This is a genomic window from Streptomyces sp. NPDC101166 (genome assembly GCF_044768125.1).
Taxonomy (GTDB): domain Bacteria; phylum Actinomycetota; class Actinomycetes; order Streptomycetales; family Streptomycetaceae; genus Streptomyces.
This window is the reverse complement of record NZ_JBIWPF010000023.1, coordinates 51,023-71,410: the sequence shown is the minus strand read 5'-3', so window position 1 is coordinate 71,410 and position 20,388 is coordinate 51,023. Positions and strand designations below refer to the sequence as shown.

The following is a 20,388-nucleotide window of genomic DNA, read 5'->3' as shown; positions in this document are numbered from 1 at the left end:
CGACGTGTTCACCCCGAAATACCCGCCGCAGGACACCGCGCCGAACCCCGCCCCGACGGTTCCGACCGCCTACAGCCCGGTGCCCTACGTCCCGGCTCACGCCCCGGTGCCGTCTGCCCCGTCCACCAACCGGCCGGCCGTCCAGCTCACCGCGGGCAGCACGCTCGCCCTGGTCGCCGGTGGCGGTGCCGTGGTCCTGGTCGTGGGCGCGGTCCTGGTCTCGATGCTCCTCGCAGTCGCCGTCACCGCCGCCTCCGTGGCGGTCTGCGCGGTCGTCATCCGCTCGATCCTCAAGGAGAGCAAGGCGTGACCGACTCCGCCGTCATGGCGGGCCTGGACCCGGCCACCCTCACCGACGTGATGAGGCTGGCCGGATCCCCCGGCTTCGACCGCGTGCAGGACCAGATCCGCCGCACGGGCGGCTGCTCCAACCCCATCCACCTCCAGGGCTCCACGGTCATCCGCGACCGGGCCACTGGCCGAGTACTGCACAGCTACAGCACCGACAGCGAACCCGGCGGCCGCCTCCGCGTCGCCTGCGGAAACCGGCGCGCCTCCCGGTGCCCCTCCTGTGCCTGGACCTACGCGGGGGACACGTACCACCTGATCCGCGCGGGCCTGGTCGGCGACCCCGCCAAGGGCACCCCGGACACCCTCCGGGATCACCCCCGTGTCTTCGCGACGCTGACCGCTCCGTCCTTCGGCCCCGTCCACAACCGGCCGGGCAACCGGCCCTGCCGCTGCGGCGTCCACCACGCCGACGATGCCCCCGAACTCGGCACCCCGCTCAACCCGGACAGGTACGACTACGCGGGCGCGGTGCTGTGGAACAACCACGCCTCCGAGCTGTGGCGGTACTTCACGATCTACCTGCGCCGGGAGATCGCCAAGCGGGCAGGCCTCACGCAGAAGGAAGCGCACGCACAGTCCCGTGTCGCCTTCGGCAAGGTCGCGGAGTACCAGAAGCGCGGGGCCGTGCACTTTCATGCGGTGATCCGCTTCGACGGACCCGACGGCCCGGACTCCCCGCCCCCGGCCTGGGCGACCCTCGACCTCCTCACCGACGCAATCCGCGCCGCCGCCCGCCGCGTCGCGGTCGACGTACCCCCGGCCGGTGACCAGCCCGCCCGAACCCTGCGCTGGGGCACGCAGCTCGACGTGCAGCCCATCGGGGTCTTCGGCGACGGTGAGGAGATCACCGAACAGGCCGTCGCCTCCTACGTCGCCAAGTACGCCACCAAGGCGGCCGAGACCACCGGCACCGTCGACCACCGCATCGGCAACAAAGAGGCCCTGGTGCTGCTCGACGTCCCGGACCACCCGGCTCGACTGATCGCGGCCTGCCTCGACCTCCACGCGCTCTATCCGGACCGCAAGCTTCGGGACTGGGCTCACATGCTCGGCTTCCGCGGCCACTTCTCCACCAAGTCCCGTCGCTACTCCACCACCCTCGGCGCACTCCGCCGAACTCGCGCCGACTACCGCGCCGCCCAACAGCGCGAAGCGCTCGGCCTACCCGATCCGGCCGCCGCAGAGGCAACCATTCTGACCCTCGCGCACTGGTCCTACGCCGGCCACGGCCACACCCCCGGCGAATCCTGGCTCGCCGCCACGATCCGCCGCGACATCCAACTCAACCGAGAGACCGCCCGCGAGGAACTTGCTGCCATGGAAGGAGCCTGACGTGAGAGATGAGTTGATGACCGTCCCGCAGATCCTTGATGAGCTGGGCGGAATCTCACGGCGTACGTTCTACCGCTGGCGCGAGCTTGGCATGGGGCCAACGGCATTCAAGCTGCCGAATGGAGAACTGCGCGTTTGGCGGAGTGACTTCACCACGTGGCTGCGGCAGTTGGAGGCGGCTGCGTGAAGTCTCTCGACGTGAAGGTGTGGGGCGTTCGGAAGAGGAACACAAAGAAGTCGTCCTACGACGTCCGGTGGATCGTTGCCGGGAATGTGTTCTCCGATCAGTTCCGCACCAAAGGACTGGCGGACCACTATCGTTCCAAACTCCTCCGGGCCGCCCACGGCGGTGAAGAGTTCGACACGGTCACGGGGCTGCCTGACTCGATGGTCGAAAAGGCGTTTTCGACGAGCTGGTACGCCTTTGCTCTCAAGTACCTCGCTATGAAGTGGCCGCATGCGGCGCCCAACACGCGTAGCGGGATCAACGAGTCGTTGACCGCGGTGACCATGGCGCTTCTGGACGACCGGCCGGGGCAGCCTCCCGAAGAGCTGATCAGGAAGGCGCTACGCAACTGGGCCTTCGTCCTGCCTGGCCCTGATGATCGCGACTTGCCGGATGACGTCGCGAGCGTGCTGCATTGGGTCTCGAAGGCATCGCGTCCCCTGGCCGACCTTGGGGACGCCGCAGTCGCAAGGGCTGTTCTGGACTCGCTGAAGCTGAAGCTCGACGGAACGGCAGCTGCCGCGGAGACCGTACGCCGCAAGCGCCGGACACTCGTCAACGCCCTGCACTATGCAGTGGATCTTGGAGAGTTCAAAGAGAATCCGATCACTGGAATTCGGTGGAAAAAGCCGAAGGTCGCGGGGGAAGTCGATCCGCGTGTGGTCGCCAATCCCGAGCAGGCGCGTTCCCTGCTGACCGCTGTTTCGTACGTCGGTGGATATGGCCGGGCTCGCGGCCGTCGACTCGTCGGCCTGTTCGCCTGCATGTACTACGGAGCCTTCCGGCCCGCCGAGGTCGTGGGACTCACGGGAGCGGATCTGAAGCTGCCGGAGGCGGGCTGGGGTACGGCGCTCCTTCACCGGACACGACCCAGTGCCGGCAAGCAGTGGACGGACTCCGGTGAGACGCACGACGACCGCGGCTTGAAGAACCGGCCTGCCGAAGAAGTCCGGCCTGTGCCGATCCCGCCTCAGCTCGTCGCCACTCTGCGGCAACACCTCGATACCTTCGGCACCGCCGAGGACGGGCGGCTGTTCACCAACGAGCGTGGGGGAGTGGTCGGCTCGTCGACGTATTACCGCGTCTGGCAGGAAGCCCGGCCTCTGGCGCTTCCGCCGGCCGCCGTCGCCTCGCCGCTCGCTGCACGGCCGTACGACTTGCGGCACTCGGCGCTGTCCACCTGGCTCAACTCCGGAGTGGATGCGACCGAGGTTGCCGAACGGGCGGGCAACAGTGTGGAGGTCCTTCTCTCTCGGTATGCCAAGTGCATCGATGGTCGGCAGGAGGTGGCCAACCGAAAGATCGAGGAGCTGTTGCGCGAGTACGAGTAATCGTCCACGTTGGCCGCTAGCCCCCAGCCCGCATGGGCCGGGGGCTTCGCCTTATCTCGGCCGTGCGCCGACGGCCGTTAGGTTCTGGTTGCACCTGCCGCGTCGCGTCTCGTCTCATCGGCGTACTGCCACCCCAGGTGTTCCGTCTGGTTCGCGCTCTACGCCTTGGCCGACTGCCTGGCGACTCTCACGTTATGGGGGTTTTAGATGAGAAGCCGCGCCGCTTAGGCAGTGGGCAGATCCGGTGTCCTTACTGCGGGCTCTTGCAGGATCGGGTGGCGACGCTTGAGCAGGACTGGGTGCTGCTGGAGCCGGACATGCGCCCGCTGGCGCATACGGTGCCGGCGGAGCACCGCTGGATCGAGCTGTCCGATGGGCGGGTGACGGTCTACGGAGTGTGTCCGCCGGATCAATTCCAGCGGTGCCGCATCGAGCACTGTCTAGCCTGCCCGCAGCAGGCTCTGCCGGATCTATGGCCGTGGTTGACCAGCCTGCGAGCGGAGAACGCGCGGCAAGCGGAGCGGCAGAGCGACCCGGAGCCGCCGCCTGTGCCCCCTGAGGAGTGGCCGGACGCCGGCTGAGGAAGGCTTCGGAAACGCTGGGGCTGACCAGGGAGGATGCCCCAAGATCCTGTCCACGAATAGTCCACAGACCCCGTCATAGGGCCGCTCAGTGCTGCATACGCCTGCACATACACGAAGACCCCGTCCTCAGCGTTCTCGCTGGTGGCGGGGTCTTTAGGCACCTGATCCAAGGTGCCCCCGGCAGGATTCGAACCTGCGCACACGGCTCCGGAGGCCGTTGCTCTATCCCCTGAGCTACGGGGGCGTGTTCGTCGCGTTGCTCGCGGCGACGGGTAGAACACTACCAGCTCGGCCCGGGTGATCAGGAACGGGTTTCGGGGGCGTGGGGTGGAAGTGGGGAAAACCCGGACGCGGTGGCCGGTGTCGACCTACTCTCGAGTTGTGTCAGGCGCGTCGGGTCGGGTGCTTGTTGTCGATGACAACAAGGTCATCCGGCAGCTGATCAGGGTCAATCTCGAGCTGGAGGGCCTCGAGGTCGTGACCGCGTCCGACGGTGCCGAGTGTCTGGAAGTCGTTCATCAGGTGCGGCCCGACCTCGTGACCCTCGATGTCGTCATGCCTCGGCTCGATGGCCTCCGTACCGCCGCCCGGCTCCGTACCGATCCGCTCACCCGCGATCTCCCCCTCGCCATCATCAGCGCCTGTACGCCCTACGAGGTCGAGGCCGGGCTTGAGGTCGGCGTCGACGCCTTCCTCAGCAAGCCTTTCGAGCCCGCTGAACTGGTCAGCGTCGTAAGGAAGTTGATCGAGGGGGGAGGGGCGGGAGGCGCCGGTGCCGGGTTCGGTGGGTTAGCGCGGGTGCCTCGTCCTCACAAACACGAGCGGTCCGCCTGACGGGGCACCGCCGGCGGCGCCCGGTGCGCGGCGCCGTCCATATCCCGGACCACCGGCCCCGGCGGCTCGCCTCCCCACCCCCCTCCTCCCCTACGCTTGTGCCGTGACCCCCGTCGAGCTCTCCCGCACCGTCGTGCACGCGGTGCGCCGTGCCGTGGACGCCGGTGAGCTCAGCGTGGACGTCCCCTCGCGGGTCGTCGTCGCGCCGCCCGGGCCAGGGGGATGCGGTGACTACGCGACCAACGTCGCCCTCCAGCTGGCCCGCCCTGCCGGGCAGCCTCCCCTTCGCGTCGCCGAAGTGCTCCAGGGCTACCTGTCCGACGCCGTCGGCGTCGTCGACGTCGAGATCACCGGGCCCGGGTTCCTCAACATCAGCCTCGATCCCGCCGCCGTCTCCGCCGGCCTCGGTGAACTGGTGCGGCGCGTCCAGGACGAGGGGCTGCGGTACGGGCACACCGACGCCCTCACCGGGCGGGTCTTCGAACTGCGCGTGCCCTACGAGGTCCGCGCCGAAGTCCTCGCCGACGCCCTCGGGCGGATCGTCGGCTCCCAGGGCGGCCGTGTCGAGGTCCTGCACCGGGAGCCCGTGAACCTGCGGCCCGTGCCCTCGCCCGAAGACCCCGCCCCCCTCGGGCTCGACGCCGCCTGCTGGGCCCTGCTGCATCCCGCCCCGCGCGACCGGCCCCGCATCACCGCCGACCACCTCGTCCAGCGCGAGGCGAACCCCCTCTTCCGCGTCCGGTACGCCCACGCGCGCGCCCGCGCCCTCCGGCGCCACGCCCACGCCCTCGGCTTCGCCGCCGACGGTCACACCCCCCACCTCGCCGACACCCCCGGCGCCCACCCCCTCCTCACCCTCCTCGCGGACCACCCCCGCGTTCTCGGCACCGCCGCCTCCCTTCCGCACCCGGACGGCATCGGCGCGCCTTCCCGCCTCACCAGGCATCTCCTCGATCTCGCCGACACCGCCCTCCCCTTCTTCCCCACCGTCCTGCCCCGCGGGGACGAGAAACCCACGGCCGCCCACCGCGCCCGGCTCGCGCTCGCCGAAGCCGTCGGGACGGTGCTCGCCGGTGGCCTCACTCTCCTCGGCATCGACGCTCCCGATCACCTCTGAAGTCACAGAACGACATCTGAGTCATAGAACGACGTCAACATCCGGATCAGCACCTCGATCAGCCCCGGTCAACGTTCACACCCTGACCCGCCCCGAAAGAGCACTCCCAAGATGAGCCGTTCCGCACACCCCGCCGGGCCCCGTCACGCCGACGTCTACCCCGAGGGCCACTACTCCGCCCCGCCCGCCGACCTCAACGCCCTCGACCCGAAGGTGTGGGCCCAGACCGTCAGCCGGGACGCCCACGGCGTCGTCACCGTCGGCGGGGTCGACGTGAAGACGCTCGCCGAGGAGCACGGCACCCCCGCCTACATCCTGGACGAGGCCGACTTCCGGGCCCGTGCACGGGCGTGGCGCAGCGCCTTCGGGACCGACGCCGACGTCTTCTACGCCGGCAAGGCGTTCCTGTCGCGTGCCGTCGTGCGGTGGCTGCACGAGGAAGGGCTCAACCTCGACGTCTGCTCCGGCGGCGAACTCGCCACCGCGCTCTCCGCCGGCATGCCCGCCGAGCGGATCGCCTTCCACGGCAACAACAAGTCCGTGGGGGAGATCGAGAGGGCCGTGCGCGAAGGGGTCGGGCGGATCGTGCTCGACTCCTTCCAGGAGATCGTGCGGGTCGCGCACATCGCGCAGTCGCTCGGCAGGCGGCAGCGCGTGCAGATCCGTATCACCGTCGGCGTCGAGGCCCACACCCACGAGTTCATCGCCACCGCGCACGAGGACCAGAAGTTCGGCATCCCGCTCGCGGGCGGCCAGGCCGCCGAGGCCGTACGCCGGGCCCTCCAGCTCGACGGGATCGAACTCATCGGCATCCACAGCCACATCGGCTCGCAGATCTTCGACATGTCCGGGTTCGAGGTCGCCGCGCACCGGGTGGTCGGGCTGCTGAAGGACGTCCGGGACGAGCACGGGGTCGAACTGCCAGAGATCGACCTCGGGGGCGGCCTCGGGATCGCGTACACGAGCGACGACGACCCCCGTGAGCCGCACGAGATCGCCAAGGCGCTGACCGAGATCGTCACCCGTGAGTGTGATGCCGCCAAGCTGCGCACGCCGCGCATCTCCGTCGAGCCGGGCCGCGCCGTCGTCGGGCCCACCGCCTTCACGCTCTACGAGGTCGGCACCGTCAAGCCGCTCGACGGGCTGCGCACCTACGTCTCCGTCGACGGGGGCATGTCCGACAACATTCGTACGGCGCTGTACGACGCGGAGTACAGCGTCGCCCTGGTGTCGCGGACGTCCGACGCCGCGCCGATGCTGGCCCGCGTGGTCGGCAAGCACTGCGAGAGCGGTGACATCGTGGTGAAGGACGCCTTCCTCCCGGCGGACCTGGCACCGGGTGACCTGATCGCCGTTCCGGCCACGGGCGCGTACTGCAGGTCGATGGCCAGCAACTACAACCACGTGCCCCGGCCGCCGGTGGTCGCCGTCGCGGGCGGAGAGGCCCGGCTCATCGTGCGGCGGGAGACCGAGGAGGATCTCCTGCGGCTCGACGTCGGGTGAGGCACCGGCTCGGTGGGAACCGAGGGAGAACCCGGTGAAAGGCCAGGCGGACGGGGGCAGGAGCCAGGCGCAAGATCTCCTGTCCGCCGCCGCTGAGAAAATGAAATAAACGTCTCACGATCCGGACCCGGGTCAGAAAGTCCGGTTCGGTGGGTGAGACTGGTCCAACCGAAGACGGTATGAGGAAACGAGGTCGGATGATGCGTACGCGTCCGCTGAAGGTGGCGCTGCTGGGCTGTGGAGTGGTCGGCTCAGAGGTGGCGCGCATCATGACGACGCACGCCGACGACCTCACGGCCCGGATCGGCGCCCCGGTGGAGCTCGCGGGCGTCGCCGTGCGGCGGCCGTCCCGGGTGCGCGAGGGCATCGACCCGGCCCTCGTCACCACCGACGCCACCGCCCTCGTCAAACGCGGGGACATCGACGTCATCATCGAGGTCATCGGGGGCATCGAGCCCGCCCGCACCCTCATCACCACCGCCTTCGAGCACGGCGCCTCCGTCGTCTCCGCGAACAAGGCGCTCCTCGCCCAGGACGGCGCCGCACTGCACGCGGTCGCCGAGGAGCACGGCCGGGACCTCTACTACGAGGCCGCCGTGGCCGGCGCCATCCCGCTGATCCGCCCGCTGCGCGAGTCCCTCGCCGGCGACAAGATCAACCGGGTGATGGGGATCGTCAACGGCACGACCAACTTCATCCTCGACAAGATGGACTCCACCGGCGCGGGCTATCAGGAGGCCCTCGACGAGGCGACCGCGCTCGGGTACGCCGAGGCCGACCCGACCGCCGACGTCGAGGGCTTCGACGCCGCCGCCAAGGCCGCCATCCTCGCCGGCATCGCCTTCCACACGCGGGTGCGTCTCGACGACGTCTACCGCGAGGGCATGGCCGAGGTCACCGCGGCCGACTTCGCCTCCGCCAAGGAGATGGGCTGCACCATCAAGCTGCTCGCCATCTGCGAGCGGGCCGCCGACGGAGGTTCCGTCACCGCGCGCGTGCACCCCGCCATGATTCCGCTGAGCCACCCGCTCGCCTCCGTGCGCGGCGCGTACAACGCCGTGTTCGTGGAGTCCGACGCGGCCGGCCAGCTCATGTTCTACGGCCCCGGCGCGGGCGGTTCGCCCACCGCCTCCGCCGTGCTCGGCGACCTCGTCGCCGTCTGCCGCAACCGGCTCAGCGGGGCGACGGGGCCCGGCGAGTCGGCTTATGCCGCCCTGCCCGTCTCGCCGATGGGGGATGTGGTCACCCGCTACCACATCAGCCTCGACGTCGCGGACAAACCGGGTGTTCTCGCCCAGGTGGCGACCGTGTTCGCGGAACACGGCGTGTCGATCGATACGGTTCGTCAGCAGGGTAAGGACGGCGAGGCCTCCCTCGTCGTCGTCACCCACAGGGCCTCCGACGCCTCCCTCACCGGGACCGTCGAGGCGCTGCGCAAGCTCGACACCGTGCGGGGTGTCGCCAGCATCATGCGGGTTGAAGGAGAGTAACCAGCAATGACCCACCAGTGGCGCGGAATCATCGAGGAGTACCGGGACCGGCTGCCGGTGTCCGACAGCACGGTGGCCGTGACGCTCCGCGAGGGCGGCACGCCGCTCGTGCCCGCGCAGGTGCTCTCCGAGCGCACCGGCTGCGAGGTCCACCTCAAGGTGGAGGGCGCCAACCCCACCGGGTCCTTCAAGGACCGCGGCATGACCATGGCCATCACCCGGGCCAAGGAGGAGGGCGCTCAGGCGGTCATCTGCGCCTCCACGGGCAACACGTCCGCCTCCGCCGCGGCGTACGCCGTGCGCGCCGGCATGGTTTCGGCCGTTCTCGTGCCGCAGGGCAAGATCGCGCTCGGCAAGATGGGGCAGGCCCTCGTCCACGGCGCGAAGATCCTCCAGGTCGACGGCAACTTCGACGACTGCCTCACGCTGGCTCGCGCGCTGAGTGACAACTACCCGGTGGCGCTGGTCAATTCGGTCAACCCGGTGCGTATCGAGGGTCAGAAGACGGCGGCGTTCGAGATCGTCGACATGCTGGGCGACGCCCCCGACATCCACGTCCTGCCGGTCGGCAACGCGGGCAACATCACCGCGTACTGGAAGGGGTACCAGGAGTACGCCGCCGACGGAGTGGCCGGAAAGAAGCCCCGTATGTGGGGGTTCCAGGCGTCGGGCAGCGCGCCGATCGTGCGCGGCGAGATCGTCAAGGACCCGGCGACCGTCGCCACCGCGATCCGGATCGGCAACCCCGCCTCCTGGAAGTTCGCGCTGGCGGCGCGGGACGAGTCCGGCGGCCTCATCGACGAGGTGACGGACCGTGAAATCCTGCGCGCGTACCGGCTGTTGGCCGCGCAGGAGGGCGTCTTCGTGGAGCCCGCGTCGGCCGCGTCCGTGGCCGGTCTGCTCAAGGCGGCCGAGCAGGGCAAGGTCGACCCGGGGCAGCGGATCGTGTGCACCGTCACCGGCAACGGACTGAAGGACCCCGACTGGGCCGTGGCCGGCGCCCCGCAGCCGGCCGCCGTCCCGGTCGACGCCGTGGTGGCGGCCGCCCGCCTCGGCCTGGCCTGACCAGCGACCCGCGGCCTGGCCTGACCAGCGACCTGCGGCCTGGCCGGCGGGCGCCGACGCCCGCCGGCCGGAACGCCGGCCGGAACGTCGGCCGGGACGCGGGCGGGCGTCGCAGGGGGTTACCCCCGTCGGGGTGCACGAGGGGCTTGCGACACGCATCGTGCGCCTCCTGTGCGCCCTATGTCGCCACAGAACCTTCCTTCGATAGGCTGTACCGAACCCGCCTACCGCATATGCCCTCGCATATCGCGTCGCGCGGCCGGCAACGGCGCCGCGCCGTACCGTCGGCCCCAGGGTCTTCGTACGTCATCGAATCGTCATCGAATGTCATTCGACCATCACGCAGCTCAAGGAGAGTCAACGAGCGATGGCCGGTCCAGCGTTCCGCGCCGCCGCCGTCCGGGTGCGCGTCCCCGCCACCAGCGCCAACATCGGTCCGGGCTTCGACGCCCTGGGCCTCGCGCTGGGGCTCTACGACGACGTCGTGGTCCGGGTGGCCGACTCAGGGCTGCACATCGACATCGCGGGTGAGGGCAGCGAGACCCTGCCGCGCGACGAGCGGCACCTCCTCGTCCGCTCCCTGCGCACCGCCTTCGACATCCTGGGCGGCCAGCCGCGCGGCCTGGAGATCGTCTGCGCCAACCGCATCCCGCACGGCCGGGGCCTCGGCTCCTCCTCCGCCGCCATCTGCGCCGGCATCGTCGCCGCCCGGGCGGTGACCATAGGCGGCGAGAACAAGCTCGACGACGCAGCTCTCCTGGAGCTCGCCACCGAGATCGAGGGCCACCCCGACAACGTCGCCGCCTGTCTGCTCGGCGGGTTCACGCTCTCCTGGCTGGAAGCCGGCGCCGCCCGCGCCATCAGGATGGAGCCCGACGATTCCATCGTTCCGGTGGTTTTCGTGCCCGGTAAGCCGGTGTTGACCGAGACCGCGCGCGGACTGCTCCCGCGCTCCGTGCCGCATGTCGACGCCGCCGCCAACGCGGGCCGCGCCGCCCTGCTCGTGGAGGCGCTGACCAGGCGCCCCGAGCTGCTGCTGCCCGCCACCGAGGACCGCCTCCACCAGGAGTACCGCGCACCGGCGATGCCGGAGAGCGCCGCGCTGGTGGAGCGACTGCGCGCCGACGGGATCCCCGCGGTGATCTCCGGCGCCGGACCCACCGTGATGGCCCTGGCCGACGTGGCGACGGCCGACAAGGTCGAGGCCCTGGCCGGCCGGGAATGGGCGGCGAACAGGCTGCGCCTCGACCTGCAGGGAGCGAGCGTTCTGCCGCTCGCGCCCACCGGCGACCTCCAGTAACGCGCGGTTGCCGGATTTCGAGAGGGGGAATGTTTGTTGGATCCGGTAGTGTTAACCTCAAGTCTGCACCCGACCCCACCATGGCGAGGTGCTTCGTGTCCCTGTCCGGGACAGACATTCTTCCGGGAGCTCCCCAAGCCGCACTGCGTTCCGTACGTCGTACCTGGGCAGTACGCCGTACAGCGACGCTGAGCGGTCCGACGGGCACGCTCCGGAATCGGTGCGACCAGGCTGCGTGACACCGCGTGTCACGCCTCGTCGAGGAAGCGCCATCACCAGAAATCTCTTCCGCCGCTTAGGCGGACCACCGCCCCGGCTTCGCCACATCAAGGCACGAAGCCGGACAGCACAACCGGTCGCCGAGCCAGACAGGCCGACGTCCGCTCCAGGGAAGGACCCTTCGTGAGCGACACCACCGATCTGATGGGCGCACGTGTCGAGGAGACCGCTGCCGCGCCCTCCACGGACGCCTCCGCGCCTGCCACCGGTGCCGGCTCCCGGCGGCGCCGCGGTACCGGCCTCGAGGGCATGGTGCTGGCCGAGCTGCAGCAGGTCGCATCCGGCCTCGGCATCAGGGGCACCGCGCGGATGCGCAAGAGCCAGCTGATCGAGGTCATCAAGGAGGCGCAGGCAGGATCCGGCGCACCGGCCGCGAAGGCCGACGCCGCCGCCGAGACCAAGCCCAAGCGCCGCGCCACCTCCAAGGCCCGCACCGGTGAGGCCGCCGCAGAGAAGAAGGCGGACGCCGCCCAGGCCGAGGCCCCCGCCGAGAAGGCCGTGGCCCAGCAGCAGATCGAGATCCCCGGCCAGCCGGCCGGAGCCGACGCGCCCACCGAGCGCCGTCGCCGCCGCGCCACCGCCGATGCGGGCAGCCCCGAGACCGTGACGGCCGAGGCCAAGAGCGCGGCCAAGGCCGAGACGCCCGCCCCGGCGCAGAACGAGCAGGGCCAGCCGCAGGGCGACGCCAAGGGCGACGACGGCGAGGGCCGCCGCCGCGACCGCCGTGAGCGCGGCCGTGACCGCGACCGCCGCGGCAAGGGCGACGACCAGCAGGGCCAGGGCCAGGGCCAGGGCGGTCAGCGCGACCGCGGCCAGCAGCAGGGCGGCCAGCAGCAGGGCGGCGGCCGTCAGGACCGCCAGCAGCGTGACAACGGCCCGCAGGACGACGACGACTTCGAGGGCGGCCGGCGCGGTCGCCGCGGCCGCTACCGCGACCGCCGGGGCCGTCGCGGCCGTGACGAGATGAGCGGCCCCGAGCCGCAGATCGCCGACGACGACGTCCTGATCCCCGTCGCGGGCATCCTGGACATCCTCGACAACTACGCCTTCATCCGCACGTCGGGCTACCTGCCCGGCCCCAACGACGTGTACGTCTCTCTCGCCCAGGTCCGCAAGAACGGCCTGCGCAAGGGCGACCACCTCACCGGCGCCGTGCGTCAGCCGAAGGAAGGCGAGCGCCGCGAGAAGTTCAACGCGCTGGTGCGGCTCGACTCCGTCAACGGCATGGCCCCCGAACACGGCCGTGGGCGCCCGGAGTTCAACAAGCTGACCCCGCTGTACCCGCAGGACCGCCTGCGTCTGGAGACCGACCCGGGCGTCCTCACCACGCGGATCATCGACCTCGTCTCGCCCATCGGCAAGGGCCAGCGCGGTCTGATCGTGGCCCCGCCGAAGACCGGCAAGACCATGATCATGCAGGCGGTCGCCAACGCGATCACCCACAACAACCCCGAGTGCCACCTGATGGTCGTCCTCGTCGACGAGCGTCCGGAAGAGGTCACCGACATGCAGCGGTCGGTGAAGGGCGAGGTCATCTCCTCGACCTTCGACCGCCCGGCCGAGGACCACACCACGGTCGCCGAGCTCGCCATCGAGCGCGCCAAGCGTCTCGTCGAGCTGGGCCACGACGTCGTCGTGCTGCTCGACTCGATCACCCGTCTGGGCCGTGCGTACAACCTCGCCGCGCCCGCCTCCGGCCGCATCCTGTCCGGTGGTGTCGACTCGACGGCCCTGTACCCGCCGAAGCGCTTCTTCGGCGCGGCGCGCAACATCGAGGACGGCGGCTCGCTCACCATCCTCGCCACCGCGCTGGTGGACACCGGGTCCCGCATGGACGAGGTGATCTTCGAGGAGTTCAAGGGCACCGGCAACATGGAGCTCAAGCTCGACCGGAAGCTCGCCGACAAGCGCATCTTCCCGGCGGTGGACGTGGACGCGTCCGGCACCCGCAAGGAAGAGATCCTGCTCGGCGGCGAGGAACTGGGCATCGTCTGGAAGCTGCGCCGGGTGCTGCACGCGCTCGACTCGCAGCAGGCGATCGAGCTGCTGCTCGACAAGATGAAGCAGACGAAGTCGAACGCGGAGTTCCTGCTGCAGATCCAGAAGACGACGCCGACGCCGGGCAACGGGGACTGACGCTTCACGCTCCGCCGGAGGGGCCGCGACTTTCCGACGCGGTTCGGTGCGGCGCAGCAGTGGCAGGTCGCGCAGTTCCTCGCGCCCCTCGAGGGCGTTGTCCGTAGGTGCCTCAGGGCCGCCACCCGAATCGGGGTGGCGGCCCTTTGCCTTGGTCGAGTATTTGTCCGAGACGTTTGCCACAGGGGCCCGGGGGCGGTCGGGGCGGGGGTCCGACGAAACGTGCAGGTGAGCGAGGGGCTCGTGAGGGCTCGGGGTGCGCATCGGGGTTCTCGGTGGTATGAGGCGGTGTCGGCCGTTGTGCAACCCTTTCCCGAGTTTCGCCGTCTGGCCGGGCGGAGCGACGATGGTGCGGTGAGGGTCCCGATCGGACCGAGCCGGACGAGGGGGTAACCGAAACCGGACGAGAACCGAGGAGAGCATGTCCGCCGAGAGCACGCCGGAACCCGTCATACCGGGGCAGCCCGTCACGCCGGGAGAGGCCGGCGCACGGGACGCCGCGGCCCCCCGCCGCAGAGCCAAGGGGCGCCGCCGCAAGCCGCGCGCCAAGCGCAAGGGCCTCGTCATCGCGGCCTGGACCGCCGCGGGCATCGCCGTCCTCGGCGGCACCGGCGCCGGATACGTGTTCTTCAAGCTCAACGGCAACATCAAGAGCGTCGACATCGACCAGGCCCTCGGCGCCGACCGGCCCGACAAGGCCGACAACGGCTCCGAGAACATCCTCGTCCTCGGCTCCGACACCCGCGCCGGCTCCAACGGCAAGCTCGGCGGCGGCGAGGACGACGGCAGCGCCCGCTCCGACACGGCGATGATCGTGCACGTCTACAAGGGCCACAAGAAGGCCAGCGTGGTCTCCATCCCCCGTGACACCCTCGTCGACCGCCCCGCGTGCACCGACGCGAAGGGCGGCGCGCACGACGCCGCCAAGGACGTGATGTTCAACTCGGCGTACAGCACGGGCGGCGCGTCCTGCGCCGTGAAGACGGTCGAGTCGCTGACGGGCGTCCGCATGGACCACTACCTGGAGGTCGACTTCTCCGGCTTCCAGAAGCTCATCGACGAGCTCGGCGGCGTCGGCATCACCACCACCAAGGACATCGACGACCCCGACAGCCACCTGAACCTCAAGGCCGGCAGGCACACGCTCGACGGCCGGCAGGCCCTCGCCCTCGTCCGCACCCGGCACGGCGTGGGCGACGGCTCCGACCTCGGCCGCATCCAGCTCCAGCAGGCCTTCGTCAAGGCGCTCCTCGCGCAGGTCGAGCACATCGGCCTCTTCTCCGGCGGCACCCGGCTGTACGACCTCGCCGACACCGCCACCAAGACGGTGACCACCGACTCCGACCTCGGCTCGCTGAACTCCCTGATGTCCTTCGCCGAGGGCCTCAAGGGCATCGGCGCGGGCAACATGGACATGGTCACGACGCCGGTCCGGTACGACCTGGCCGACCCCAACCGCGTCCTGCTGCAGAAGCAGAAGGCGCAGGCGATCTGGAAGGCCCTCAAGGAGGACCGGCCGATCCCCAGGACGGCCACCGAGGGCAACGCCAGCGGCGAGGCGGCGGGCGTCGTCACCCTGTGACCCTCGTCCGGTGGCCCTCCCGGGCCCCGGCCGACGGCCACGGGAATACAACGGCGCCCCCTCCGGTTTGGGGGGATGGCACCAGTCCTGGCAGACTGGTACGTCGGCTCCGGTTCACGCATCCGCATCCCGCGGCGGCGACCCGGCGCCCTCCCGAAACCTAGGAGACACCTTGAAGCGCGACATCCACCCCGCGTACGTCGAGACGCAGGTCAGCTGCACCTGCGGCGCGTCGTTCACCACCCGTAGCACGATCGAGGCCGGCACCATCCGCGCCGACGTCTGCTCCGAGTGCCACCCGTTCTACACGGGCAAGCAGAAGATCCTCGACACCGGTGGCCGTGTGGCCCGCTTCGAGGCCCGCTTCGGCAAGGCCGCCGGCTCCAAGAAGTAGCGAGCCTGATTTCGCCGGTCCTCGGCCGCGCCCCGCGGGGTGCGCCGGGACCGGCGTTTTTGGTCGCCCGCCTTTCCTTCCGTCCGCAGTATCAGGAGCCAGAGATGTTCGAGGCCGTCGAGGAACTCGTCGGTGAGCACGCCGACCTGGAGACGAAGCTCGCCGACCCGTCGGTCCACGCCGACCAGGCCAACGCGCGCAAGCTGAACAAGCGCTACGCCGAGCTCACCCCGATCGTCGCCACGTTCCGCTCCTGGAAGCAGACCGGCGACGACATCGACACCGCACGCGAACTCGCCGCCGACGACCCGGACTTCGCCGCCGAGGTCAAGGTGCTGGAGAAGCAGCGCGAGGAGCTGACGGACAAGCTCCGCCTCCTGCTCGTCCCGCGCGACCCCAGCGACGACAAGGACGTGATCCTGGAGATCAAGGCGGGCGCGGGCGGCGACGAGTCCGCCCTGTTCGCCGGCGACCTGCTGCGCATGTACCTGCGCTACGCGGAACGGGTCGGCTGGAAGACCGAGATCATCGACTCCACCGAGTCCGAGCTCGGCGGCTACAAGGACGTCCAGGTGGCGGTCAAGACCCGCGGCCAGACCGAGCCCGGTCAGGGCGTGTGGGCCCGGCTGAAGTACGAGGGCGGTGTGCACCGCGTGCAGCGCGTCCCCGCGACCGAGTCTCAGGGCCGTATCCACACCTCCGCCGCCGGCGTGCTCGTCACGCCCGAGGCGGAGGAGGTCGACGTGGAGATCAACCCCAACGACCTCCGCATCGACGTCTACCGGTCCTCCGGGCCCGGCGGCCAGTCCGTGAACACCACCGACTCCGCCGTGCGCATCACGCACATCCCCACCGGCGTCGTCGCCTCCTGCCAGAACGAGAAGAGCCAGCTGCAGAACAAGGAGCAGGCGATGCGCATCCTGCGCTCCAGGCTGCTGGCGGCCGCGCAGGAGGAGGCGGAACGGGAGGCCGCGGACGCCCGCCGCAGCCAGGTCCGCACCGTCGACCGCTCCGAGAAGATCCGCACGTACAACTTCCCGGAGAACCGCATCTCCGACCACCGGGTCGGCTTCAAGGCCTACAACCTGGACCAGGTCCTGGACGGCGAGCTCGACGCGGTGATCCAGGCCTGCGTCGACGCGGACTCCGCCGCCAAGCTCGCGGCCGCGTAACGCGTAAGAGGCACCCACGTACGAGGACGACACGGAGGACGAGCGTGCAGCGATCCATTGGGGGGCGACCCCCGAGCCCCCGCAGTCTGCTGCTCGCTGAGGTAGCTCAGGCCACCCAGCGGCTGGCCGACGCCGGCGTGCCCTCGCCGCGCACCGACGCCGAGGAACTCGCCGCGTTCGTGCACGGTGTGAAGCGCGGCGCGCTCCACACCGTGCACGACTCCGACTTCGACGCCCGGTACTGGGAGGTCATCGCCCGGCGCGAACAGCGCGAGCCGCTCCAGCACATCACCGGGCGGGCCTACTTCCGCTACCTGGAACTCCAGGTCGGCCCGGGGGTGTTCGTGCCCCGCCCGGAGACCGAGTCCGTCGTGGGGTGGGCCATAGACGCCGTGCGCGCCATGGACGTCGTCGAGCCGTGCATCGTCGACCTGTGCACCGGCTCCGGCGCCATCGCGCTCGCCCTCGCCCAGGAGGTCCCGCGCGCCGGCGTGCACGCCGTGGAGCTGTCCGAGGACGCCCTGGTGTGGACCCGCAAGAACGTCGAGGGGTCCCGCGTCGACCTGCGCCAGGGCAACGCCCTCGACGCCTTCCCCGACCTCGACGGACAGGTCGACCTGGTCATCTCCAACCCGCCGTACATCCCGCTCACCGAGTGGGAGTACGTCGCCCCCGAGGCCCGGGACTACGACCCCGACCTCGCCCTGTTCTCCGGCGAGGACGGACTCGACCTCATCCGGGGCATCGAACGCACCGCACACCGGCTCCTGCGCCCCGGCGGCGTCGTCGTCATCGAGCACGCCGACACCCAGGGCGGCCAGGTGCCGTGGATCTTCGCCGAGGAGCGGGGCTGGGCCGACGCGGCCGACCACCCCGACCTCAACAACCGCCCCCGCTTCGCCACGGCCCGCAAGGCGATGCCGTGAGCGCCACCCACACTCTCGACCGGCAGTACGTGCACGAGGAGGCCCGCTAGACATGGCTCGGCGATACGACACCAACGACGCGACCGACCGCGTGACCGGTCTGCGCGAGGCCGCGTCCGCCGTCCGCCGTGGCGAGCTCGTGGTCCTGCCCACGGACACGGTGTACGGCATCGGCGCGGACGCCTTCTCCTCGGAGGCGGTCTCCGACCTGCTGGAGGCCAAGGGACGGGGCCGCAACATGCCCACCCCCGTGCTGATCGGCTCCCCGAACACGCTCCACGGTCTCGTCACCGACTTCTCCGAGCTGGCCTGGGAACTGGTCGACGCCTTCTGGCCGGGCGCGCTCACGCTCGTCGCCAAGCACCAGCCGTCCCTCCAGTGGGACCTGGGCGACACCCGCGGCACGGTCGCCGTGCGCATGCCGCTGCACCCGGTCGCCATCGAGCTGCTCACCGAGGTCGGCCCGATGGCGGTCTCCTCCGCGAACCTCACCGGGCACCCCGCGCCGGAGAACTGCGACTCCGCCCAGGAGATGCTCGGCGACTCCGTCTCCGTCTACCTCGACGGCGGCCCGACGCCCGGCATCGTGCCCTCGTCGATCGTCGACGTCAGCCGCGAGGTGCCGCTGCTGCTGCGCGCGGGCGCGATCTCCGCGGACGAGCTGCGCAAGGTCGTACCCGACCTCGAGGTGGCGAATTGACAGCCCCTGACGCGGGGCGTGGCATAGGCAACGGGGTCAGGCCCGCGGAGGAGACGACGACGTTCGGGTTTCCCCGCGACACCTTCCGCATCCTCCACGTCAGCACCGGCAACGTGTGCCGCTCGCCGATCACCGAGCGGCTGACCCGGCATTTCGTGTCGCAGCGGCTCGGGGTGCTGGCCGGCGGGCTGATCGTGGAGAGCGCGGGCACCTGGGGCCACGAGGGCGCGCCGATGGAGGCCAACGCGGAGGCCGTGCTGGCCGACTTCGGCGCGGACGCGTCCGGGTTCACCGGCCGGGAGCTGCTCGACGAGCATGTGATCCGGGCGGACCTGGTGCTGACGGCCACGCGTGATCACCGGGGGCAGGTCATCTCCATGGGGCACTCGGCGGGGCTTCGCACGTTCACGCTCAAGGAGTTCACCCGGCTGGTCAACGCGATCGACCCGGCGACGTTGCCTCCGCTGGAAGAGGGCGTCGTGATGCGGGCCCGGGCACTGGTGCGGGCGGCCGCGGCGCTGCGCGGCTGGCTGCTCGCGCCCACGGCGGAAGCCGACGAGGTGTACGACCCGTACGGCGCGCCGCTGCCGTTCTTCCGGTCGATCGGCGACGAGATACACCAGGCGCTGGACCCCGTGGTCACGGCGCTCACCGGGGTGCCCGCGCGGATGTAGCGGGCCCTACGGCCGGGCGGTGATGGGCGGGCCCGGGACGGGCGGCCTACATTGGACGTACGGCATCGTCGACGGTCCGGAGTGCGTCATGTCGCTCACCCATGTCAGCGCGGCCGCCGATGCGCTGCGGCGGCAGGACCCCGAGCTCGCCGGGGTGTTGCTGGGGGAGCGGGAACGGCAGGCGTCGACGCTCCAGTTGATCGCCGCCGAGAACTTCGCCTCGCCCGCCGTGCTGGCCGCGCTCGGCTCGACGCTCGCGAACAAGTACGCGGAAGGGTATCCGGGGGCCCGCCACCACGGCGGCTGCGAGATCGTCGACGTCGCCGAACGTCTCGCCGTGGAGCGCGCCAAGACGCTCTTCGCCGCCGAACACGCCAACGTCCAGGCGCACTCGGGATCGTCGGCGGTGCTGGCCGCGTACGCGGCGCTGCTGCGTCCCGGCGACACCGTGCTCGCCCTCGGCCTGTCCTGCGGCGGTCACCTCACGCACGGTTCGCCCGCCAACTTCTCCGGCCGCTGGTTCGACTTCGTGCCCTACGGGGTGGACGCCGGGACCGGGCTCATCGACCACGGGCAGGTGCGGGCGCTGGCCCGCGCCCACCGGCCCAAGGCGATCGTGTGCGGGTCCATCGCCTACCCGCGCCACATCGACTACGCCTTCTTCCGGGAGGTGGCCGACGAGGCCGGCGCGTACCTCATCGCCGACGCCGCCCACCCCATCGGCCTGGTCGCCGGCGGAGCGGCGCCCTCGCCGGTGCCGTACGCCGACGTCGTCTGCGCCACCACGCACAAGGTGCTGCGCGGGCCGCGGGGCGGGATGCTGCTGTGCGGCGGCGAACTCGCCGAGCGCGTCGACCGGGCGGTGTTCCCTTTCACACAGGGCGGTGCGCAGATGCACACGATCGCCGCGAAGGCGGTGGCGTTCGGGGAGGCCGCGACACCCGCGTTCGCGGTGTACGTCCATCAGGTGGTCGCCAACGCGCGGGTGCTCGCGGCCGGGCTGGCGGGGGAGGGTCTGGCCGTCACGACCGGCGGCACGGACACGCATCTGATCACCGCCGACCCCGCGCCCCTGGGCCTCGACGGGCGCACCGCGCGCGGCCGGCTCGCGGCGGCGGGCCTGGTGCTGGACTGCTGCGCCCTGCCGCACGCCGAGAGCCGCGGTCTGCGTCTGGGCACGGCCGCGCTGACCACGCAGGGCATGGGGGAGGGGGAGATGGGGCGGCTCGCCAAGGTGATGGCGGGCGTGCTGAGGGACGAGGTGGAGCTGAAGAGGGCGCGTGAGGAAGTGAGGGAGCTCGCAGGGGCGTTTCCGCCGTATCGGGACTGAACCGGGGTAGGCGCGCTCCCGTACACAGCCACACATGCAACCATCGTGGCTACCCGTAAGTC

Annotated in this window: 19 protein-coding genes and 1 tRNA gene; 19 read left to right on the top strand and 1 reads right to left on the bottom strand. The window is 70.8% G+C overall.

Annotated elements, in window-relative coordinates; translation table 11 throughout:
* Nucleotides 1-4 precede the first annotated feature (4 nt).
* From ACIRS4_RS31090 to ACIRS4_RS31070, 5 genes are read left to right on the top strand one after another with little or no spacing between them, the layout of a single operon-like run.
* Entirely contained in the window at nucleotides 5-310 is a 306-nt protein-coding gene (locus ACIRS4_RS31090) for a SpdD protein (RefSeq protein WP_404202345.1), read from the top strand.
* Entirely contained in the window at nucleotides 307-1,683 is a 1,377-nt protein-coding gene (gene repSA, locus ACIRS4_RS31085; protein ID WP_404202343.1) for a replication initiator protein RepSA, read from the top strand. The genes ACIRS4_RS31090 and repSA overlap by 4 nt, the downstream gene beginning before the upstream one ends.
* 16 nt (nucleotides 1,684-1,699) lie before the next feature.
* On the top strand, nucleotides 1,700-1,870 hold the full coding sequence (locus tag ACIRS4_RS31080; RefSeq protein WP_404202406.1) for a helix-turn-helix transcriptional regulator: 171 nt from the start codon (nucleotides 1,700-1,702) through the stop codon (nucleotides 1,868-1,870).
* Nucleotides 1,867-3,240 (top strand): tyrosine-type recombinase/integrase, encoded by a 1,374-nt coding sequence (locus tag ACIRS4_RS31075; protein ID WP_404202341.1) that lies wholly within the window; start codon nucleotides 1,867-1,869, stop codon nucleotides 3,238-3,240. Before ACIRS4_RS31080 ends, ACIRS4_RS31075 begins: the two co-directional genes overlap by 4 nt.
* A 32-nt stretch (nucleotides 3,241-3,272) precedes the next feature.
* Complete coding sequence (locus ACIRS4_RS31070; RefSeq protein ID WP_404202339.1) at nucleotides 3,273-3,821, top strand: DUF6083 domain-containing protein; 549 nt, start codon at nucleotides 3,273-3,275, stop codon at nucleotides 3,819-3,821.
* Nucleotides 3,822-3,996: 175 nt separating this feature from the next.
* Here ACIRS4_RS31070 and ACIRS4_RS31065 read toward each other — a convergent pair.
* Nucleotides 3,997-4,068 (bottom strand) — tRNA-Arg (locus tag ACIRS4_RS31065).
* Between the two features lie 83 nt (nucleotides 4,069-4,151).
* Here ACIRS4_RS31065 and ACIRS4_RS31060 point away from each other — a divergent pair.
* From ACIRS4_RS31060 to glyA, 14 genes are all read left to right on the top strand, one after another.
* Nucleotides 4,152-4,658, top strand: coding sequence for a response regulator (locus tag ACIRS4_RS31060; RefSeq protein ID WP_404202337.1), 507 nt, complete (start codon nucleotides 4,152-4,154; stop codon nucleotides 4,656-4,658).
* Nucleotides 4,659-4,761: 103 nt separating this feature from the next.
* Nucleotides 4,762-5,775, top strand: coding sequence for an ArgS-related anticodon-binding protein NrtL (gene nrtL / locus ACIRS4_RS31055; RefSeq protein WP_404202335.1), 1,014 nt, complete (start codon nucleotides 4,762-4,764; stop codon nucleotides 5,773-5,775).
* A gap of 111 nt (nucleotides 5,776-5,886) precedes the next feature.
* Nucleotides 5,887-7,278, top strand: coding sequence for a diaminopimelate decarboxylase (gene lysA / locus ACIRS4_RS31050; RefSeq protein ID WP_404202333.1), 1,392 nt, complete (start codon nucleotides 5,887-5,889; stop codon nucleotides 7,276-7,278).
* A 197-nt stretch (nucleotides 7,279-7,475) separates the two neighbouring features.
* Nucleotides 7,476-8,768 (top strand): homoserine dehydrogenase, encoded by a 1,293-nt coding sequence (locus ACIRS4_RS31045; protein WP_404202331.1) that lies wholly within the window; start codon nucleotides 7,476-7,478, stop codon nucleotides 8,766-8,768.
* 6 nt (nucleotides 8,769-8,774) lie between these two features.
* Nucleotides 8,775-9,833 carry a threonine synthase gene (gene thrC / locus ACIRS4_RS31040; RefSeq protein WP_130443494.1) on the top strand — a complete coding sequence of 353 codons (1,059 nt, stop codon included), beginning with the start codon at nucleotides 8,775-8,777 and terminating at the stop codon, nucleotides 9,831-9,833.
* 367 nt (nucleotides 9,834-10,200) lie between these two features.
* Complete coding sequence (gene thrB / locus ACIRS4_RS31035; RefSeq protein ID WP_404202328.1) at nucleotides 10,201-11,133, top strand: homoserine kinase; 933 nt, start codon at nucleotides 10,201-10,203, stop codon at nucleotides 11,131-11,133.
* Nucleotides 11,134-11,535: 402 nt separating this feature from the next.
* Nucleotides 11,536-13,548, top strand: coding sequence for a transcription termination factor Rho (gene rho, locus ACIRS4_RS31030; protein WP_404202326.1), 2,013 nt, complete (start codon nucleotides 11,536-11,538; stop codon nucleotides 13,546-13,548).
* Between the two features lie 421 nt (nucleotides 13,549-13,969).
* On the top strand, nucleotides 13,970-15,130 hold the full coding sequence (locus tag ACIRS4_RS31025; RefSeq protein ID WP_404202324.1) for an LCP family protein: 1,161 nt from the start codon (nucleotides 13,970-13,972) through the stop codon (nucleotides 15,128-15,130).
* Between the two features lie 172 nt (nucleotides 15,131-15,302).
* Nucleotides 15,303-15,524, top strand: a complete 222-nt coding sequence (gene rpmE, locus ACIRS4_RS31020; RefSeq protein WP_189942647.1) for a 50S ribosomal protein L31 — start codon at nucleotides 15,303-15,305, stop codon at nucleotides 15,522-15,524.
* Nucleotides 15,525-15,628: 104 nt separating this feature from the next.
* Nucleotides 15,629-16,696 carry a peptide chain release factor 1 gene (gene prfA / locus ACIRS4_RS31015; protein WP_404202322.1) on the top strand — a complete coding sequence of 356 codons (1,068 nt, stop codon included), beginning with the start codon at nucleotides 15,629-15,631 and terminating at the stop codon, nucleotides 16,694-16,696.
* An 86-nt stretch (nucleotides 16,697-16,782) separates the two neighbouring features.
* Nucleotides 16,783-17,622, top strand: a complete 840-nt coding sequence (gene prmC, locus ACIRS4_RS31010) for a peptide chain release factor N(5)-glutamine methyltransferase (protein ID WP_358799617.1) — start codon at nucleotides 16,783-16,785, stop codon at nucleotides 17,620-17,622.
* A 52-nt stretch (nucleotides 17,623-17,674) separates the two neighbouring features.
* Complete coding sequence (locus ACIRS4_RS31005; RefSeq protein WP_358799592.1) at nucleotides 17,675-18,322, top strand: L-threonylcarbamoyladenylate synthase; 648 nt, start codon at nucleotides 17,675-17,677, stop codon at nucleotides 18,320-18,322.
* Nucleotides 18,319-18,996 carry a protein-tyrosine-phosphatase gene (locus tag ACIRS4_RS31000; protein WP_404202320.1) on the top strand — a complete coding sequence of 226 codons (678 nt, stop codon included), beginning with the start codon at nucleotides 18,319-18,321 and terminating at the stop codon, nucleotides 18,994-18,996. The genes ACIRS4_RS31005 and ACIRS4_RS31000 overlap by 4 nt, the downstream gene beginning before the upstream one ends.
* 88 nt (nucleotides 18,997-19,084) lie before the next feature.
* Nucleotides 19,085-20,326, top strand: a complete 1,242-nt coding sequence (glyA, locus tag ACIRS4_RS30995; RefSeq protein ID WP_404202318.1) for a serine hydroxymethyltransferase — start codon at nucleotides 19,085-19,087, stop codon at nucleotides 20,324-20,326.
* The last annotated feature ends 62 nt before the right edge of the window (nucleotides 20,327-20,388 follow it).

Excerpts from the sequence above, each read along its gene's own strand:
- ACIRS4_RS31080 (WP_404202406.1), top strand. The coding sequence starts at position 1,700 with ATGACCGTCCCGCAGATCCTTGATGAGCTGGGCGGAATCTCACGGCGT.
- ACIRS4_RS31070 (WP_404202339.1), top strand. The coding sequence starts at position 3,273 with ATGGGCCGGGGGCTTCGCCTTATCTCGGCCGTGCGCCGACGGCCGTTA.
- lysA (WP_404202333.1), top strand. The coding sequence starts at position 5,887 with ATGAGCCGTTCCGCACACCCCGCCGGGCCCCGTCACGCCGACGTCTAC.
- ACIRS4_RS31045 (WP_404202331.1), top strand. The coding sequence starts at position 7,476 with ATGATGCGTACGCGTCCGCTGAAGGTGGCGCTGCTGGGCTGTGGAGTG.
- thrC (WP_130443494.1), top strand. The coding sequence starts at position 8,775 with ATGACCCACCAGTGGCGCGGAATCATCGAGGAGTACCGGGACCGGCTG.
- thrB (WP_404202328.1), top strand. The coding sequence starts at position 10,201 with ATGGCCGGTCCAGCGTTCCGCGCCGCCGCCGTCCGGGTGCGCGTCCCC.
- ACIRS4_RS31025 (WP_404202324.1), top strand. The coding sequence starts at position 13,970 with ATGTCCGCCGAGAGCACGCCGGAACCCGTCATACCGGGGCAGCCCGTC.
- prfA (WP_404202322.1), top strand. The coding sequence starts at position 15,629 with ATGTTCGAGGCCGTCGAGGAACTCGTCGGTGAGCACGCCGACCTGGAG.
- ACIRS4_RS31005 (WP_358799592.1), top strand. The coding sequence starts at position 17,675 with ATGGCTCGGCGATACGACACCAACGACGCGACCGACCGCGTGACCGGT.
- glyA (WP_404202318.1), top strand. The coding sequence starts at position 19,085 with ATGTCGCTCACCCATGTCAGCGCGGCCGCCGATGCGCTGCGGCGGCAG.